Source organism: Enterobacter sp. MG-EB028, from assembly GCF_056673305.1.
This window is the reverse complement of the sequence record NZ_CP195079.1, coordinates 1,912,703-1,931,064: the sequence shown is the minus strand read 5'-3', so window position 1 is coordinate 1,931,064 and position 18,362 is coordinate 1,912,703. Positions and strand designations below refer to the sequence as shown.

15 protein-coding genes are annotated in these 18,362 nt (G+C 57.1%); 8 read left to right on the top strand and 7 right to left on the bottom strand.

The features are described 5' to 3' along the window. Positions 1–40 precede the first annotated feature (40 nt). Together ACR42C_RS09135 and ACR42C_RS09130 are read left to right on the top strand one after the other, a co-directional pair. Positions 41–1,162, top strand: coding sequence for a ribosomal protein uL16 3-hydroxylase (locus ACR42C_RS09135; RefSeq protein WP_116340613.1), 1,122 nt, complete (start codon positions 41–43; stop codon positions 1,160–1,162). A 109-nt stretch (positions 1,163–1,271) separates the two neighbouring features. Beyond that, positions 1,272–2,429: a DDE-type integrase/transposase/recombinase gene (locus ACR42C_RS09130; protein ID WP_316380356.1), complete on the top strand. Its 1,158-nt coding sequence runs from the start codon at positions 1,272–1,274 to the stop codon at positions 2,427–2,429. Between the two features lie 117 nt (positions 2,430–2,546). Here the strand turns inward: ACR42C_RS09130 and ACR42C_RS09125 are convergent, their stop codons facing one another. Together ACR42C_RS09125 and pepT are read right to left on the bottom strand one after the other, a co-directional pair. After that, complete coding sequence (locus tag ACR42C_RS09125; RefSeq protein WP_116340615.1) at positions 2,547–3,038, bottom strand: REP-associated tyrosine transposase; 492 nt, start codon at positions 3,036–3,038, stop codon at positions 2,547–2,549. A gap of 95 nt (positions 3,039–3,133) precedes the next feature. Then, positions 3,134–4,357 (bottom strand): peptidase T, encoded by a 1,224-nt coding sequence (gene pepT / locus ACR42C_RS09120; protein ID WP_163328783.1) that lies wholly within the window; start codon positions 4,355–4,357, stop codon positions 3,134–3,136. A 237-nt stretch (positions 4,358–4,594) separates the two neighbouring features. On the opposite strand from pepT, the gene potA reads away from it, so the two are divergent. From potA to potD, 4 genes are read left to right on the top strand one after another with little or no spacing between them, the layout of a single operon-like run. After that, entirely contained in the window at positions 4,595–5,743 is a 1,149-nt protein-coding gene (gene potA, locus ACR42C_RS09115) for a spermidine/putrescine ABC transporter ATP-binding protein PotA (RefSeq protein WP_316379295.1), read from the top strand. Further along, on the top strand, positions 5,727–6,584 hold the full coding sequence (gene potB, locus ACR42C_RS09110) for a spermidine/putrescine ABC transporter permease PotB (protein WP_316378922.1): 858 nt from the start codon (positions 5,727–5,729) through the stop codon (positions 6,582–6,584). The genes potA and potB overlap by 17 nt, the downstream gene beginning before the upstream one ends. Beyond that, entirely contained in the window at positions 6,581–7,372 is a 792-nt protein-coding gene (gene potC / locus ACR42C_RS09105) for a spermidine/putrescine ABC transporter permease PotC (RefSeq protein ID WP_163328777.1), read from the top strand. Before potB ends, potC begins: the two co-directional genes overlap by 4 nt. After that, positions 7,369–8,403 (top strand): spermidine/putrescine ABC transporter substrate-binding protein PotD, encoded by a 1,035-nt coding sequence (gene potD / locus ACR42C_RS09100; protein WP_316378920.1) that lies wholly within the window; start codon positions 7,369–7,371, stop codon positions 8,401–8,403. Before potC ends, potD begins: the two co-directional genes overlap by 4 nt. Before the next feature lie 39 nt (positions 8,404–8,442). Here the strand turns inward: potD and cobB are convergent, their stop codons facing one another. Genes cobB through lolC form a run of 5 tightly spaced genes read right to left on the bottom strand, consistent with a single transcriptional unit; the run spans position 8,443 to position 13,382 of the window. Continuing rightward, complete coding sequence (gene cobB, locus ACR42C_RS09095; protein ID WP_041910499.1) at positions 8,443–9,264, bottom strand: Sir2 family NAD+-dependent deacetylase; 822 nt, start codon at positions 9,262–9,264, stop codon at positions 8,443–8,445. A gap of 14 nt (positions 9,265–9,278) precedes the next feature. After that, a complete protein-coding gene (gene nagK / locus ACR42C_RS09090; RefSeq protein ID WP_116340627.1) occupies positions 9,279–10,190 on the bottom strand; it encodes an N-acetylglucosamine kinase in 912 nt (303 codons plus the stop codon). Positions 10,191–10,244: 54 nt separating this feature from the next. Further along, a complete protein-coding gene (gene lolE / locus ACR42C_RS09085) occupies positions 10,245–11,489 on the bottom strand; it encodes a lipoprotein-releasing ABC transporter permease subunit LolE (protein WP_116340629.1) in 1,245 nt (414 codons plus the stop codon). After that, complete coding sequence (gene lolD / locus ACR42C_RS09080; protein ID WP_112781858.1) at positions 11,489–12,190, bottom strand: lipoprotein-releasing ABC transporter ATP-binding protein LolD; 702 nt, start codon at positions 12,188–12,190, stop codon at positions 11,489–11,491. The genes lolE and lolD overlap by 1 nt, the downstream gene beginning before the upstream one ends. Further along, on the bottom strand, positions 12,183–13,382 hold the full coding sequence (gene lolC, locus ACR42C_RS09075) for a lipoprotein-releasing ABC transporter permease subunit LolC (protein ID WP_479985034.1): 1,200 nt from the start codon (positions 13,380–13,382) through the stop codon (positions 12,183–12,185). Before lolC ends, lolD begins: the two co-directional genes overlap by 8 nt. A 256-nt stretch (positions 13,383–13,638) precedes the next feature. On the opposite strand from lolC, the gene ACR42C_RS09070 reads away from it, so the two are divergent. Together ACR42C_RS09070 and mfd are read left to right on the top strand one after the other, a co-directional pair. Then, positions 13,639–14,712: an acyltransferase family protein gene (locus ACR42C_RS09070; RefSeq protein ID WP_316378918.1), complete on the top strand. Its 1,074-nt coding sequence runs from the start codon at positions 13,639–13,641 to the stop codon at positions 14,710–14,712. A gap of 148 nt (positions 14,713–14,860) precedes the next feature. Then, entirely contained in the window at positions 14,861–18,307 is a 3,447-nt protein-coding gene (gene mfd, locus ACR42C_RS09065; RefSeq protein ID WP_320720512.1) for a transcription-repair coupling factor, read from the top strand. Positions 18,308–18,362: the final 55 nt, after the last annotated feature.

Genomic DNA, 18,362 nt, shown 5'->3' with positions numbered 1-18,362 from the left:
TTATAATCCGAGTCAGTAAGAGCCTGCGGAATAAAAAAATATGGATTATCACTTAACACTTAACTGGCCCGAATTTATCGAACGTTACTGGCAAAAGCGCCCGGTGGTTCTGAAACGCGGGTTCAGCAACTTTGTCGACCCTATCTCGCCTGACGAGCTGGCCGGTCTGGCCATGGAAAACGAAGTCGACAGCCGCCTGGTCAGCCACCAGGACGGGAAATGGCAGGTCAGCCACGGTCCTTTCGAAAGCTACGATCACCTCGGCGAAAGCAACTGGTCGCTGCTGGTACAGGCGGTCAACCACTGGCACGAGCCAACTGCCGCGCTAATGCGCCCGTTCCGCGCCCTGCCCGACTGGCGAATGGACGATCTGATGATCTCCTTCTCTGTACCGGGCGGCGGCGTGGGTCCGCATCTGGACCAGTACGACGTGTTTATCATTCAGGGTACGGGCCGCCGCCGCTGGCGCGTGGGCGAAAAAGTGCCAATGAAACAGCACTGCCCGCACCCGGATCTGCTTCAGGTGGATCCGTTCGAAGGAATTATCGACGAAGAGCTGGAGCCGGGCGATATCCTCTACATTCCGCCGGGATTCCCTCACGAAGGTTACTCCCTGGAGAACTCGCTGAACTACTCCGTTGGATTCCGCGCGCCGAGCGGCCGCGAGATGATCAGCGGCTTTGCCGACTATGTTCTGCAGCGCGAGCTGGGCAGCTATCGCTACAGCGATCCGGATGTACCTGCGCGAGAGCATCCGGCAGATATCGTGCCAGAAGAGCTGGATAAACTGCGCGGCATGATGCTGGATCTGATCAACGAGCCGGAACACTTTAAACAATGGTTTGGCGAGTTTATCAGCCAGTCCCGCCACGAGCTGGACGTTGCGCCACCGGAGCCGCCGTATCAGGCGGACGAGATTTACGATGCGCTCCAGCAAGGCGACAAGCTGGTACGTCTGGGCGGATTGCGCGTGCTGCGCATCGGTGAAGAGGTGTTCGTCAACGGCGAGAAGCTGGACTCTCCGCACCGACCGGCGCTGGAAGCCATTGCCAGCCATCTGGTGTTGACTGCCGACACCTTTGGCGATGCGCTGGAAGATCCGTCCTTCCTCGCGATGCTGGCCGCGCTGGTCAACAGCGGGTACTGGTTCTTTGAGGACTGAGTTATGATATGTGCCGGGTGGCGGCTAGGTATGAACCGGAAACATGGGTAACACTTTAGACCGGATACATGGGTAACAGTTATAACTGGCATAGAAGAGGAGACTCGCTATGCCCTGGACTGAGACCCGACCTATGCAACGCCTTGATTTTATCCGTGCCTGCCATGCAGGTACGGACTCATTCTCCGCTCTTTGCCGCCTTTTTGGCATCAGCCGTAAAACCGGCTATAAATGGCTTCAGCGTTTTGACCCCTCTGACCTGTCATCTCTCTCTGACCGATCGCGTGCACCACACTCCCACTCCCGGACGGTTCCTGATGATATTGCCGGACACCTGACTGCCCTGCGTCAAAAACACCCTGACTGGGGCCCTAAAAAACTGCGGATGTGGCTGCTCAATCATCACGTCGATTTTACCGTACCTGCTGCCAGCACTATCGGCGATATCCTCAAGCGTGAAGGCCTGGTTCCGGATAAAAAGCGAAAACGCAGAACACCGGGTAATCGGCAGCCTCTGACCATCATCAGTGAGAACAATCAGGTCTGGAGTGCTGATTTTAAAGGCAAGTTCAGGCTGCTGAGCCGGGAATACTGCCATCCCTTCACCCTGACCGACAATCACAGCCGGTATCTTCTGAGCTGCCGGGGAACGGACCGGGAGAGCGAGCCCTTCGTCAGGCAGTGCCTGACGGATGCGTTCCTGGAGTACGGTCTGCCGGAAGTCCTGAGAACGGATAATGGTCAGCCGTTCGCGGGAACAGGTATCGCCGGGTTAAGTCGCCTTGCAGTCTGGCTGATAAAGCTGGGCATCAGACCGGAACGTATCAGAAAGGGGCATCCGGAAGAAAACGGCCGTCATGAGCGAATGCACCGCTCGCTGAAAAGTGCAGTGAAACAGGGCAACACCTTCATGACGATGGAAGAACAACAGCGGTGGTTCAGTGACTACCGGGAAGAGTTTAACTACGAAAGGCCGCATGAAGCCCTGGCGGGTGCAACGCCCGGAACGGTGTGGAAGCCTTCAGGCCGTCACTGGGATGGCAGGGTTCCTGAATATGCTTATCCGGAAGGAGGTACGGTCTACAGGGTGAAATCAAGGGGGACACTCTATATGGGGAAAAAGGGGACGGTGTTCCTGAGTGAAGCGCTGACTGATGAGTACATCATGCTGGAAGAACAAGATGATGGCCTTGAGGCCATCATCTTTAACGGAATAACGCTTGCGTACTATGACCGAAAAACCCAGAGTGTGCTCCGGATAGACTAAAAAGTGTTACCTATGTTCCCGGTCTGATCTGTCACCTTTGTATCCGGTCATACCCTTCGCTTACCGGGCCTACGATCCGAATGTAGGCCGGGTAAGGCGTAGCCGCCACCCGGCTTTTCACTTCCGCTCACCCGCCGCAAAATCCTCGATCTCTCCCGCCCAATCCACCGGATACAACCCTTCAGCCACATCGCGATGAAACGTTGAAAAAGGCCAGTCAATAACCTTACTGACATAGCCATGCTTCACCGGATTGATGTAGACGTAATCCATATGTCGCAGGTAATCCTTTTCATTGCGAATGGTGTGCTCCCAGAAACGCGGCTGCCATACGTGGCGCATGTCGATGTTGCGGCTAAACGTTTTTTTGATATCACGCCAGCGTGCCGAAAAGTCGCTATCTCCTTCCGGTAAGGTCCAGATACAGTGCATATGCTCAGGCAGAATAACCCATGCGTTGATTGTGAACGGCTTTGCACGTTTAACCAAAGAGGTGGCAGCGCGCAGACTGTCGATATAACGGGTAAGCAAATCGCTCTGGCGGTTTTGCAAGTTGACGGTGAAAAACCATGTACCGCCGGGGATATAGTGGCGACGATAGTTTGACATGGGCACTCCTTGCCTCATTGTCGGGTGGCGGCTTCGCCTTACCCGACCTACGATCCGAATGTAGGCCCGGTAAGCGTAGCGCCACCGGGCGTTTTTTAGCCTTTAGCAGTAAGTTCCGCTATCCGCACTATCACCTTCACTGCTTTTTCCATCCCTTCCAGAGTCACAAACTCATGCTTGCCGTGGTAGTTATAGCCACCGGTAAACAGGTTCGGGCACGGCAGTCCCATAAACGACAGCTGAGAACCGTCGGTGCCGCCGCGAATCGGCTTCAGCTGCGGTTCAATATCACAGTCGCGCATCGCCTGCTGGGCGATATCAAGAATGTGCGGATGGGCCATCACCTTCTCGCGCATATTGTAATAGCTATCTTCGATAATGAGCTCAATATAGCAATCAGGGTGTAATCCTTTACCAACCTTCTTAGCGATCTCCATCATCTTGCGCTTGCGGGCTTCAAAGGCTTTGCGGTCGAAATCGCGGATGATGTAGTGCATCTGCGCGCTGTCCACGGTGCCTTTGATGCTGGTGAGGTGATAAAAACCCTCGTAACCTTCGGTCTGTTCAGGGCTCTCTTCCGCCGGGACTTCCGCATGAATACGCGACGCCAGCGACAGGGCGTTCACCATGACGCCTTTCGCCGAACCGGGGTGAACGTTGTTACCGACAATTTTGATCGTAACGGACGCGGCATTGAAGTTTTCATACTCCAGTTCACCGACGCCGCCGCCGTCAACGGTATAGGCCCACTGCGCGTTAAAGGCTTCCACGTCGAAGTGCTTCGCGCCTTTGCCGACCTCTTCGTCCGGCGTAAAGGCCACGCGGATATCTCCGTGCGGGATATTTTTCTCTTTCAGCACCGCCAGCGCGGTCATGATCTCCGCGATGCCCGCCTTGTCATCCGCTCCCAGCAGCGTTTTACCGTCGGTGGTGATCAGCGTCTGACCGAGCAGCTGGTGCAGCACCGGGAACATCACCGGAGACAGCACTTCGTCGCCAATACCCAGCGCAATATCGCCGCCGCGGTAGTTTTCCACGATCTGCGGGTTAACATGCTTACCGCTAAAATCCGGAGAGGTGTCGACATGGGAGATAAAGCCAATCGCCGGAATATCACCCGGCATATTCGCCGGCAGCGTTCCCATCACAGTGCCTTTTTCGCTTAACGTGACGTTGACCAGCCCCATGGCGTCAAGCTGCTCTTTAAGCAGGTTTAACAACTTCCACTGGCCTTCGGTGCTCGGCACCTGGCGGACACCCGGCTTAGATTGGGTATCCAGCGAAACATACTGTAAAAAACGCTCAAGTAATTTATCCATGCAGTCACCCTCACTTTTTGTGACAACATTATCAGTAAGCATCAAAACGCAAATATTGCGTCAGGTCACTTTTATCCCGCAAACGAGAACTTTTTACGTTTATATCTTTATACGTTAATAAATGTAGCTTATGAATCAGTGACAAGGATTGGCGATTACGGGGGATTGCCGTAGAATGTCCGCCCTCATTACGAGTCACCAAGGTGGTTACACACAAACCCCGCTTCAGTCTGCTGCCTGAGGCGTCTATATGGGACAGCGCAAAAATTGAATACACAATCCCGTTCTCGTTCACCGCTGGTGCAACTGGAACGAATTCGTAAAAGCTTTGATGGCAAAGACGTCATTTCCGACCTCAACCTGACCATCAATGATGGTGAGTTTCTTACGCTGCTTGGCCCTTCCGGCTGCGGCAAAACCACCGTACTGCGCCTTATCGCCGGGCTGGAAAGCGTTGATAATGGCCGCATCCATCTTGAGAACCAGGACATAACCCAGGTTCCTGCCGAAGATCGCCACGTCAATACCGTCTTTCAGAGCTATGCCCTGTTCCCGCACATGACCGTGTTTGAGAACGTGGCGTTTGGCCTGCGGATGCAAAAGACCCCGGCTAATGAGATTGAACCGCGCGTCACCGACGCCCTGCGCATGGTACAGCTGGAAGCGTTTGCCCAGCGTAAGCCCCACCAGCTCTCCGGCGGTCAGCAGCAGCGCGTGGCGATTGCCCGCGCCGTGGTCAATAAACCGCGCCTGCTTCTGCTGGATGAATCCCTCTCCGCGCTGGACTACAAGCTGCGCAAGCAGATGCAGAACGAGCTGAAAGCGCTACAGCGCAAGCTTGGCATCACCTTTGTCTTCGTCACCCACGACCAGGAAGAGGCACTGACCATGTCAGACCGTATTGTGGTGATGCGCGACGGCAAGATTGAACAGGACGGTACGCCGCGCGAAATCTACGAAGAGCCGAAAAACCTGTTTGTCGCCAGCTTCATTGGCGAAATCAATATCTTTAACGCCACGGTGATTGAGCGTCTGGGCGACAAGCGCGTGCGCGCCAGCGTTGAAGGACGCGAGTGCAATATCACGGTGAATTTCCCCGTCGAAAAGGGACAAAAGCTCAACGTTCTGCTGCGCCCGGAAGATCTGCGCGTCGATGAAATTCACGGCAATACCGAGGCCGAAGGGTTAATCGGCTATATCCGCGAGCGCAACTACAAAGGGATGACGCTGGAATCTGTCGTCGAGCTGGAGAACGGCAAAATGGTAATGGTCAGCGAATTCTTTAACGAGGACGATCCTGACTTCGACCACTCTCTCGACCAGAAAATGGTTATCAACTGGGTAGAAAGCTGGGAGGTTGTGCTGGCCGATGAAGAACACAAGTAAGTTCCAGAAGGTGGTGATTGCCACTATCGTCGGGTGGCTTGTGCTGTTTGTCTTTTTACCCAACCTGATGATCGTTGCCACCAGCTTCCTGACCCGGGACGATACAAACTTCGTTTCGCTGGTCTTTACGCTGGACAACTACGCGCGCCTGCTCGATCCGCTCTATTTCGACGTGCTGCTGCACTCGCTTAATATGGCGCTGATCGCCACCGTCGCCTGCCTGCTGCTGGGGTACCCTTTCGCATGGTTCCTGGCCAGGCTGCCACAAAAGGTGCGCCCGCTGCTGCTGTTTCTGCTGATTGTGCCGTTCTGGACTAACTCGCTGATTCGCATCTACGGGCTGAAAATCTTCCTCAGCACCAAAGGCTACCTCAATGAATTTCTGCTGTGGCTGGGGGTGATTGATACGCCGATACGCATCATGTTTACCCCGAGCGCGGTGATCGTTGGTCTGGTCTATATCCTGCTGCCGTTTATGGTGATGCCGCTCTACTCCAGCATCGAGAAGCTTGATAAACCGCTGCTGGAGGCGGCAAAAGACCTGGGGGCTAACAAGCTTCAGACCTTCATCCGCATTATTATTCCGCTGACCATGCCCGGCATTATTGCCGGCTGTCTGCTGGTAATGCTTCCGGCGATGGGCCTGTTCTACGTGTCCGACCTGATGGGCGGAGCGAAAAACCTGCTGATCGGTAACGTGATTAAGAGTCAGTTCCTGAACATCCGCGACTGGCCGTTCGGTTCCGCGACAAGCATTACGCTGACGGTAGTGATGGGGCTGATGCTGCTGGTCTACTGGCGCGCCTCGCGCCTGCTGAATAAAAGGGTGGAACTCGAATGATCGGTCGACTGCTTCGCGGCGGTTTTATGACCGCCATCTACGCCTATCTTTATATCCCGATTATCATTTTAATCGTGAACTCTTTTAACAGCTCGCGGTTCGGGATTAACTGGCAGGGATTTACCACCAGCTGGTACAGCCTGCTGATGAACAACGACAGCCTGCTGCAGGCAGCCCAGCACTCGCTGACGATGGCGATCGTCTCCGCCACCTTCGCCACGCTGATTGGCTCCCTCACCGCCGTGGCGCTGTACCGCTATCGCTTTCGCGGCAAGCCGTTCGTCAGCGGCATGCTGTTTGTGGTGATGATGTCGCCGGACATCGTGATGGCGATTTCGCTGCTGGTGCTGTTTATGCTGCTGGGCGTACAGCTTGGCTTCTGGTCGCTGCTGTTTTCCCATATCACCTTCTGCCTGCCGTTTGTGGTGGTGACTGTTTTCGCGCGCCTGAAAGGGTTCGACGTGCGCATGCTGGAGGCGGCGAAGGATCTGGGCGCCAGCGAAATGACCATCCTGCGCAAAATCATCCTGCCGCTGGCGATGCCCGCCGTGGCGGCCGGATGGCTGCTCAGCTTTACGCTGTCGATGGATGACGTGGTGGTCTCCTCCTTCGTGACCGGGCCGAGCTATGAAATTCTGCCGTTGAAGATCTATTCGATGGTCAAAGTCGGCGTCTCGCCAGAGGTGAATGCGCTGGCGACCATTCTGTTGGTGTTTTCGCTGGTTCTGGTGATAGCCAGCCAGGTTATTGCTCGTGATAAAACAAAATCTCAGGGGACAATGAAATGAAAAAAATGCTCGCCGCTGCGGCGCTGGTGCTTGGCATGGGAGCGGCGCACGCTGATGACAGCAAAACGCTCTACTTCTACAACTGGACCGAGTATGTGCCGCCAGGCCTGCTGGAGCAGTTCACCAAAGAGACTGGCATTAAGGTTATCTACTCGACCTACGAGTCGAATGAAACCATGTATGCCAAGCTGAAAACCTATAAAGACGGTGCATACGATCTGGTCGTTCCCTCCACCTACTTTGTCGACAAAATGCGCAAAGAGGGGATGATCCAGAAGATCGATAAAACGAAGCTAACCCATTTTTCAAACCTCGATCCGGAGATGCTCAACAAGCCGTTCGACCCGAATAACGACTACTCCATTCCGTACATCTGGGGCGCAACGGCGATTGGCGTTAACAGCGAGGCCATCGATCCGAAAACGGTCACCGGCTGGGCCGACCTGTGGAAACCGGAATACAAAGGCAGCCTGTTGTTAACCGACGATGCGCGCGAAGTATTCCAGATCGCGCTGCGTAAACTCGGCTTTTCCGGTAATACCACCGATCCGAAAGAGATCGATGCGGCTTACAACGAGCTGAAAAAGCTGATGCCTAACGTGGCGGCATTCAACTCAGATAACCCGGCAAACCCGTATATGGAAGGCGAAGTGAACCTGGGAATGGTATGGAACGGCTCTGCGTATGTTGCCCGCCAGGCCGGTACGCCGCTGGAGGTGGTCTGGCCGAAGGAAGGCGGCATCTTCTGGATGGATAGCCTCGCGATCCCGGCCAACGCGAAAAACGTGGACGGCGCGCTGAAGTTGATCAACTTCCTGCTGCGCCCGGACGTGGCGAAACAGGTTGCCGAGACGATTGGCTACCCGACGCCAAACCTGGCCGCCCGCAAGCTGCTGAAGCCTGACGTGGCTAACGATAAGTCACTCTATCCGGATGCCGAAACCATCAGCAAAGGCGAATGGCAGAATGACGTTGGCGACGCGAGCCGCCTTTACGAAGAGTATTATCAGAAGTTAAAAGCAGGTCGTTAATGCAATACATAACGGGCGACGCAGCGTCGCCCGTTACTCTTACAGCCCCTTCAGAAGCTTATCCACAAAGGCCGGCACGACTTCACTCGCCAGGCCGTATTGCTTCTCTTCAAACTCGCTGCCCACCTGGCTTGGCTCCAGATTGAGCTCGACCGTATGCGCCCCGTGCAGTCGCGCTTCGTGAACAAACCCCGCCGCCGGGTAAACGTGACCCGATGTGCCAATAGCAATAAACACGTCCGCCATCGCCAGCGCGCTGTAGATCTCATCCATCCCCAGCGGCATTTCGCCAAACCAGACCACGTGCGGACGCAGGCGCGACGGGAACTGGCAGCAGTGGCATTTGTCTTCCGGCAGCACGTCCTCTTTCCAGTCCAGCACCTGACCGCTCCAGGCGCAGCGAACCTTGAGCAGCTCACCGTGCATGTGGATGATGTTCTTGTTGCCGGCCCGCTCGTGCAGGTTATCGATATTCTGCGTCACCAGCAGAAAACGATCCCCCAGCGCCTCTTCCAGCTTCGCCAGCGCCAGATGCGCCGCGTTCGGCGCAATCTCAGGCTGCTGAAGCTGCCGGCGGCGAGCGTTGTAAAACGCCTGCACGAGATCCGGGTCGCGGGCAAAGCCTTCCGGCGTCGCCACGTCCTCGACACGGTGCTCTTCCCACAGCCCGTCCGCTGCACGGAAGGTCTGAATTCCTGACTCGGCGGAGATCCCCGCGCCGGTCAGCACCACCACTCTGGGTTTATCCATCGCTTCTGGCATTATTCTGTCTCTGAAAAAGATCCGCTGGCGCAAGCGCTCTCGTAAGCGGCGTTTGTTTTTGCGAAAACGGCTGAGTCGACCCTGGCGACGCGACAGCATAAAGACCTCGTAAACTAATCGGTGAGATGAAGGAATGCGGCTCCGCGCATGCCTCCTGCGTCCCCGTGGCGCGCACGTTCAATACGCGGCACGCGGGCGACCGGCAATAAATGTCGGGGCAGACGCCCGGACAACCTTTCCGTAATCGCGGTAAAGTTTGATAGCCCTCCCCCGATCACTAGCAGATCCGGGTCGACGATGGTGAGAATATTTCCCAGACACACCGCCAGCAGATCCAGATAGCGCTCGACGTGTTCACGCGCCTGCGCATCCCCCTGCTCCCACAGGGTAATGATTTGAGGGGCCTCAAGTTTCTGATGATAGAAGTGTTCGTAAAGCCATGCAAACCCGCGGCCGGAGAGGTAGTTCTCAATACAGCCGTGCTGGCCGCAGCCGCAGCGGGTCAGCGGAAAATCGCGCCCCACCACCTCCAGCGCATCCACCGGCAGGCGGATATGACCAAATTCCCCGGTGATGTAGCTGCGCCCGGTAATCGGCTTACCGTTGATGACAATCCCCCCGCCGACGCCGGTACCGAGGATCAGCCCCATCACCAGCGGATATTGACGGAACTCATCGTCCCAGGCTTCAGAGAGGGCAAAGCAGTTGGCATCGTTGTCTAAACGCACGTCGCGTTCAAGGAGGGCTGAAAGATCGGCGCGCAGCGGTTTACCGCTGGCGGCAGGCACGTTGGCGGCATACAGCGTGCCGTCATCGGTTTCGGGCATCCCCGGGATCCCGATACCGACGCTACCTTTCACGCCAAAGCGTTCATCCGCCTGCGCAACCAGCGCGGCAATGGCGGTTAAAAATTCATCGTAGCTTTCGCGCGGGGTGGGAACGCGGGTTTCCCACTGCAGTTTGAGGTTTTTATCAAACACGCCGAGCGCAATCTTGGTGCCGCCAATATCAAATCCATAATACATAGTGCATTCCTCTTTCTGACATAGCGGCCTCAGGACCGCTACACCATGACGTAATTACTGGCCACTTAATACCCTCGCCGGATCGATTCGGCTTGCGCGACGCGCCGGATACCAGCTTGCCAGCAGACTCAGTAAAAGTGCTGTAAGCAGCACATAAAAAACGTCCAGCCAGTGCAGTTCAGACGGCAGGAAGTCAATAAAATAGATGTCACCGGACAGGAACTGGTGGCCGATTAGCTTTTCAATTCCGTTGATAATCGGCGTCAGCTGCAGGGAAACCACCACGCCAATCACCACGCCGCACAGGCTGCCGAACAGCCCCGCCAGCAAACCATACCAGACGAAGATGGCGCGAATAAGACCGTCTTTTGCCCCGAGGGTACGCAGCACGGCGATGTCGCCGCTCTTGTCCTTAACCGCCATCACCAGCGTCGAGACGATATTAAAGCACGCCACGCCAATCACCAGCACCATCGCCAGATACATAATCGCGCGGATCATCTGGATATCACGGTACATATACCCGTAAGTACCGATCCAGCTTTTGATATAGACATAGTTATTGGTGACGCTGCCGGCATCGCGCACCAGTTTGTTGGCGTTAAAGACGTCGTTCACCTTAATGGCAATGCCCGTCACGCTGTCACCCATGTCGAGATACTGGCGCGCATCTTCCAGCGGCACCATCGCAAAGCTATGGTCAAGCTGGCCGCTCAGCTGGAGAATACCGGTGACGTGCAGGCGCACGCGCTTGGGCTGCTGCAGTTTGTGGTCAGCGCTGGCGTTGGGGATCATGATTGACACCCAGTCGCCCTGCTTCACCTTCAGGGCATCGGCAACGCCTTTGCCCATGATGATCTGCTGCTCGCCGGCCTTAAAGTTCGCCCACGCGCCGTTCTGCACATAGTTCGGCAGCGCGCTCAGTCGCGCTTCCTGGGCGGGGTTGACCCCTTTCACCTGGATGGCGCGCAGGTTTACCCCGCTCTCTACCAGCCCGGTAAAGTTAATGTAGGGCGCGGCCGCCGCAATGCCGGGCACTTTTTCCACTTTAGTCAGGGCGTCGCTCCAGTTGGCCCACGGCTGGTTAACCGGCTCGATTTCCCCGTGCGGCACCACCGCCAGAATGCGGTTATTCAGCTCCCGCTCAAAGCCGTTCATGGCGCTTAAGCCCACAATCAGCACCGCCACGCCCAGCGCAATACCGATGGTCGAAATGACGGAGATGAGCGACACCATGCCGCCGCGACGGCGGCCGCGGCTAAAGCGTAACCCGATAAGTAACGATAACGGTGACGCCATTACTCCGCCCCCATCAGGGTTAGTTCCGCGTTCAGATGACCGTCGCGCATCTCAAGCTGGCGCCCCATGCGTTTTGCCAGCTGCAGATCGTGGGTCACCACCAGAAACGCAGTCCCCTGCGAGGCGTTCAGCTCGCCGAGAAGCTGGAAAATACTGTCCGCATTGCGCGCGTCCAGGTTACCGGTCGGTTCATCCGCCAGCACCAGGCGCGGATTATTGACCAGCGCGCGGGCAATCGCCACGCGCTGGCGCTCGCCGCCGGAAAGCTCTGACGGACGATGGTTACCGCGATGCCCCAGCCCTACCGCTTTCAGCATGTCGCTGGCGCGGGCATTAATTTCTGCCGGTTTCTTTTTGCCAATCAGCAGCGGCATCGCCACGTTTTCCAGCGCCGTGAAATCCGGCAGCAGGTGGTGGAACTGGTAGATGAAGCCCAGCTCGCGGTTACGCAGCTCGGCCTTCGCTGCAGAGGACATTTTGCTCATCGGCTGGCCGGAAAAGATCACGTCGCCGCTGGTTGGCGTATCGAGCCCGCCCAGCAGGTGCAGCAGCGTACTTTTGCCCGAGCCGGAGCTGCCGACAATCGCCATCATCTCGCCCTCACCCACGCTAAAGCTCACATTGTGCAGCACGTCGGTCTGCACAGTGCCTTCCTGATAGCGTTTGGACAGGTTGTCGCATTGCAACAGGATCTTATTCATAACGTAAAGCCTCAGCGGGTTGGGTGGCGGCAGCGCGCCAGGAAGGATAAAGCGTAGAAAGCAGCGCAATGGCCATCGCGGCCAGCGCAATCCCGACCACCTGCAGCGGCTCGATAGCCACCGGCAGCGCCGCGCCGTCAAGCAGCGCGCCGATGATCGGCATTAAGTTATTAAGCTGGCTGGCAAGCAGTGCCCCCAGCACGGCGCCGAGCAGCGCGCCGATGATACCGGCACTGGCCCCCTGCACCATAAACACCGCCATGATCTGGCGCGGCGTGAGCCCCTGAGTTTGCAGAATGGCGACTTCGCCCTGCTTCTCCATCACCATCAGGCCCAGCGAGGTGATAATGTTAAATGCAGCCACGGCGACGATCAGGCTCAGCAGCAGCCCCATCATGTTTTTTTCCATTCGCACGGCCTGGAACAGTTCGCCTTTACGCTCGCGCCAGTCCTGCCATTTGGTGCCGTCCGGCAGTTTCTGCTGGCTGAGGGTATCGACCTTCAGCGGCTGATCGAGCCACAGGCGCCAGCCGGTGATGTTTCCCGCCGGGTAACGCATCAGACGTGACGCGTCCTGGATATTCACCAGCATCTGATAGCCGTCAACTTCGCTGTTGGCGGCAAAGGTGCCGACCACGTTAAACAGGCGCTGGCTTGGCAAACGTCCCATCGGCGTAAACTGGCTTGCGGACGGCACCATCACGCGCAGCTGGTCGCCACGGTTGACGCCAAGCTGTCCGGCAAGCTGCTCACCCAGAATCACGTTGTACTTTCCGGCTTCCAGATCGGTCTGCTTGACGTTAACCAGGAACGGCGTCAGCGGGTCTTTTTGCACCGGGTCAATTCCCAGCATCACGCCGACCGCCACGCTGCGGGTACTTTGCAGCACCACGTCGCCCGTTGTGAGCGGCGCAACGCGCGTGACGCCCTGTAGCTTCGCCGCGCTTTCCGGCAGCTGTTGCGGGTTCACCGAACCGTTGGTGGAGGAGAGAACGGCCTGCGGCATCAGCCCCAGGATGTTGTTTTGCAGCTCGCGCTCGAAGCCATTCATAACGGAAAGTACCGTCACCAGTGCCATCACGCCAAGCGTAATGCCAATAGTCGAAAGCCAGGAGACAAAGCGACCGAAGCGGTCCGCGGCGCGCCCACGCATGTAACGTAAGCCTATGAAGAGTGCGACAGGTTGATACATGAAGTCCGTCTGTTTGCTGATAGCAGACCCACGAGTATATAAGCGAATCCGTTAAGGGTAAATGACTGAAACCGTAAGCTTTGGTAATCATTTTTCTGAAAAATTCAGATAAATCAGAGTGCTATTGTCTGAATCGTCACCATACAGCCTCCACCTTTTCCGAAAAACCACCTGATACAGACTGTTACCCGTTACATCCCGGCTTCGTTTAACAACAATTGCTCGTTCGTTTATGGCAATAAGGTAGTCGCGAACAATGAAGCAAAAAGCATTATGGATTAACCAGATAAAAGGGCTCTGTATCTGCCTGGTGGTTATCTATCATTCGGTCATCACCTTTTACCCGCATCTGAGCGGGCTGCAACACCCGCTCTCCGCTCTTCTCGCCAAATGCTGGGTCTATTTTAACCTCTATCTCGCCCCGTTCCGTATGCCGGTCTTCTTCTTTATCTCCGGCTATCTGATCCGTCGTTATATTGATGAGGTAGACTGGCGCACCAGCCTCGACAAGCGGATCTGGAGCATTGTCTGGGTTCTGGCGCTGTGGGGCGTCCTGCAATGGCAAGCGCTGACCCACCTGAATGCCTGGCTGGCGCCTGACCGCGAGCTTGCCACCTCGTCGAATGCGGCCTACGCCGACTCGTTCTCAGGCTTTGTGCTGGGGATGGTCACCGCCAGCACCAGCCTGTGGTATCTGTATGCTCTGGTGGTCTACTTCACGCTGTGTAAACTGCTGAGCCGCTGGAAGCTGCCGGTACTCGGACTGCTGGCGCTGGCGAGCATCGCGATCAACTTCCTGCCTCTGCCGTGGTGGGGAATGAACAGCGTGGTACGCAACATGATCTACTACAGCATGGGGGCGTGGTATGGCGCGGAGCTGATGACGTGGATGAAAAGCTTCAACCTGCGCCGCACCTGGCTGGCAACTGGCGCTTTCGCGGCCGTCTCCGTGGTGCTGTGGTTTGCAAACGTTCCTCTCCTGCTTTCCCTGCTGTCGATTGTGTTGATCATGAAGCTGTTCTATAGCTTCGAGCAGCGCTATGCCGTGCATCCTAACAACCTGCTGAACGTGATTGGCTCAAACACCATTGCGATCTATACCACCCACCGCATATTAATAGAGGCCTTCAGCCTGATCCTGATTGGCGAGATGAATGCCGCCCTGTGGCCGATCTGGGCAGAACTGTGCTTAATACTGGTCTACCCGTTTGCCAGCCTGCTTATCTGTACCCTTGCCGGGCTCGGGGTGCGTAAAATCTCCACCGCGCTGTTCGGGGACGTTTTCTTCTCTCCTCCGTCTACGCGGAGCCTGTCACCTGCCACCCGTTAATGCCCCTCCGCCCCCGTTTTGGGGGCGTTTAGCCCTGCCGTGCGGTTACGATTTGCTTATGTAAAACGATCGAGGATAATAAAGACATTGCGTATCAGTGATATGCCCCAATACTGTTGGTATATCCATAAGAGACTCTGACATAGCCATGCCTGAACACTATCGTTATTCCTTGCCCGTCAAAGCGGGCGACCAGCGTCAGCTGGGTGAACTCACGGGCGCGGCGTGCGCCACGCTGGTGGCAGAAATCGCCGAGCGGCACCCTGGCCCGGTGGTACTGGTTGCCCCGGATATGCAAAACGCCCTGCGCCTGCACGACGAAATCCGCCAGTTCACCGATAGCCTGGTGTTCAGCCTGGCCGACTGGGAAACGCTGCCTTATGACAGCTTCTCTCCGCATCAGGAGATCATCTCCTCGCGCCTGTCGACCCTGTATCAACTCCCGACTATGCAGCGCGGCGTGCTGATTGTGCCGGTCAATACCCTGATGCAACGCGTCTGCCCGCACAGCTATCTGCACGGTCACGCGCTGGTGATGAAAAAAGGCCAGCGCCTGTCTCGCGACACCCTGCGCGACCAGCTTGACGGTGCCGGCTATCGCCATGTCGATCAGGTCATGGAACACGGGGAATACGCGACCCGCGGCGCGTTGCTCGACCTTTACCCGATGGGCAGCGACCAGCCGTATCGTCTGGATTTCTTTGATGATGAAATCGACAGCCTGCGCGTGTTCGATGCCGACACCCAGCGCACGCTGGAGGAAGTGGAGTCTATCAATTTACTGCCCGCGCATGAGTTCCCGACGGACAAAACCGCCATCGAACTGTTCCGCAGCCAGTGGCGCGACAGGTTCGACGTGAAGCGTGATGCAGAACATATCTATCAGCAGGTCAGCAAAGGCACGCTCCCGGCCGGGATCGAATACTGGCAGCCGCTGTTCTTCAACGAGCCGCTGCCTGCCCTGTTCAGCTATTTCCCGGCGAATACGCTGATTGTAAACACCGGCGATATCGACGCCAGCGCCAGCCGCTTTGAAAGCGAAACCCGCGCGCGCTTCGAAAACCGGGGCGTTGACCCGATGCGTCCGCTCCTGCCGCCGGAAGCGCTGTGGCTGCGCACCGACGAGCTTAACGCCGAGCTGAAGCGCTGGCCGCGCATGCAGCTCAAAACCGACTCGCTCGCCGATAAAGCCGCCAATACGAACCTCGCCTTCCGGACGCTGCCGGACCTGGCCGTTCAGGCGCAGCAGAAATCGCCGCTGGATAATCTGCGCAAGTTCCTGGAGTCCTTTACCGGCCCGGTCGTGTTTTCCGTTGAGAGTGAAGGCCGCCGCGAAGCGCTCGGTGAGCTGCTGGGACGCATCAAAGTTGCGCCGAAGCGCATTCTGCGGTTAAGCGAAGCGACCGGGAATGGTCGTTACCTGATGATTGGCGCCGCCGAGCACGGGTTCATTGACACGCTCAAAAACCTGGCGCTGATTTGCGAAAGCGACCTGCTAGGCGAGCGCGTCGCGCGCCGTCGGCAGGACAGTCGTCGGACCATCAACCCGGACACGCTGATCCGTAACCTGGCCGAGCTGCATCCGGGCCAGCCGATTGTTCACCTGGAGCACGGCGTCGGACGCTATCAGGGGATGACCACGCTGGAAGCGGGCGGTATCAAAGGTGAGTACCTGATGCTGACCTACGCCAACGACGCCAAACTCTATGTGCCTGTTTCGTCCCTGCACCTTATCAGCCGCTACGCGGGCGGTGCGGAGGAGAACGCGCCGCTGCACAAGCTGGGCGGAGATGCCTGGGCGCGTGCGCGCCAGAAGGCAGCGGAGAAAGTGCGCGACGTGGCGGCCGAGCTGCTGGATATCTACGCCCAGCGCGCGGCCAAAGAGGGCTTCGCCTTTAAGCACGACAAAGAACAGTACCAGCTGTTCTGCGACAGCTTCCCGTTTGAAACCACGCCGGATCAGGCCCAGGCCATTAATGCCGTGCTGAGCGACATGTGCCAGCCGCTGGCAATGGACCGCTTAGTCTGCGGCGACGTCGGCTTCGGCAAAACCGAAGTGGCGATGCGCGCCGCCTTCCTTGCGGTGGAAAACAACAAGCAGGTGGCAGTGCTGGTGCCGACCACCCTGCTCGCCCAGCAGCACTTCGACAACTTCCGGGACCGTTTCGCCAACTGGCCGGTACGTATAGAGATGCTGTCGCGTTTTCGCAGCACTAAAGAGCAAACACAGATCCTGGAGCAGGCAAGCGAAGGCAAAATCGACATTCTGATCGGCACCCACAAGCTGCTGCAAAGCGACGTGAAGTGGAAAGATCTGGGGCTGCTGATCGTCGACGAGGAGCACCGCTTCGGGGTGCGTCATAAAGAGCGCATCAAAGCGATGCGCGCGGACGTCGACATCCTGACCCTGACCGCAACGCCGATCCCGCGCACGCTGAACATGGCGATGAGCGGCATGCGCGATCTGTCGATTATCGCCACGCCGCCGGCGCGCCGTCTGGCGGTAAAAACCTTTGTCCGCGAGTATGACAATCTGGTGGTGCGTGAGGCGATCCTGCGTGAAGTGCTGCGCGGCGGCCAGGTGTATTACCTGTATAACGACGTCGAAAATATCCAGAAAGCCGCCGACAGGCTGGCGGAACTGGTACCGGAGGCGCGCGTTGCCATCGGGCACGGGCAGATGCGCGAACGCGAGCTGGAACGGGTGATGAACGACTTCCACCACCAGCGCTTTAACGTGCTGGTGTGTACCACCATCATTGAGACCGGGATCGACATTCCGACCGCGAACACGATTATTATCGAACGCGCGGATCACTTTGGTCTGGCCCAGCTTCACCAGCTGCGCGGCCGCGTCGGGCGTTCGCACCATCAGGCCTACGCGTGGCTGTTGACACCGCATCCGAAAGCGATGACCACCGACGCGCAAAAGCGCCTGGAAGCCATCGCCTCGCTGGAAGATCTCGGCGCAGGCTTCGCGCTGGCCACGCACGATCTTGAGATCCGCGGTGCCGGCGAACTGCTGGGTGAAGATCAGAGCGGCTCCATGGAGACCATCGGCTTCTCGCTCTATATGGAGCTGCTGGAAAACGCGGTCGATGCCCTGAAGGCCGGACGTGAACCGTCTCTGGAAGATTTGACCAGCCAGCAGACCGAGGTTGAACTCCGCATGCCTTCCCTGCTGCCGGACGATTTCATTCCGGATGTGAATACCCGGCTGTCGTTCTACAAGCGTATCGCCAGTGCGAAAAATGAGAACGAGCTGGAAGAGATTAAGGTGGAGCTGATTGACCGCTTCGGCCTGCTGCCAGATGCGGCGAGAAACCTGCTGGATATCGCGCGCCTGCGCCAGCAGGCGCAGAAGCTGGGCATTCGCAAACTTGAAGGCAACGAAAAAGGCGGCGTAATTGAATTTGCCGAGAAGAATCACGTCAACCCGATGTGGCTGATCGGTCTGCTGCAAAAACAGCCGCAGCATTTCCGTCTGGATGGTCCAACCCGTCTGAAATTTACCCAGGAGCTGACGGAGCGCAAAACCCGCATGGACTGGGTGCGTAACTTTATGCGTCAGTTGGAAGAGAACGCCGTCGCATAACTCGCCCTTCCCCCCGTCAGTGCAGTGCTGCCGGGGGGACAATTTACAAATTCTT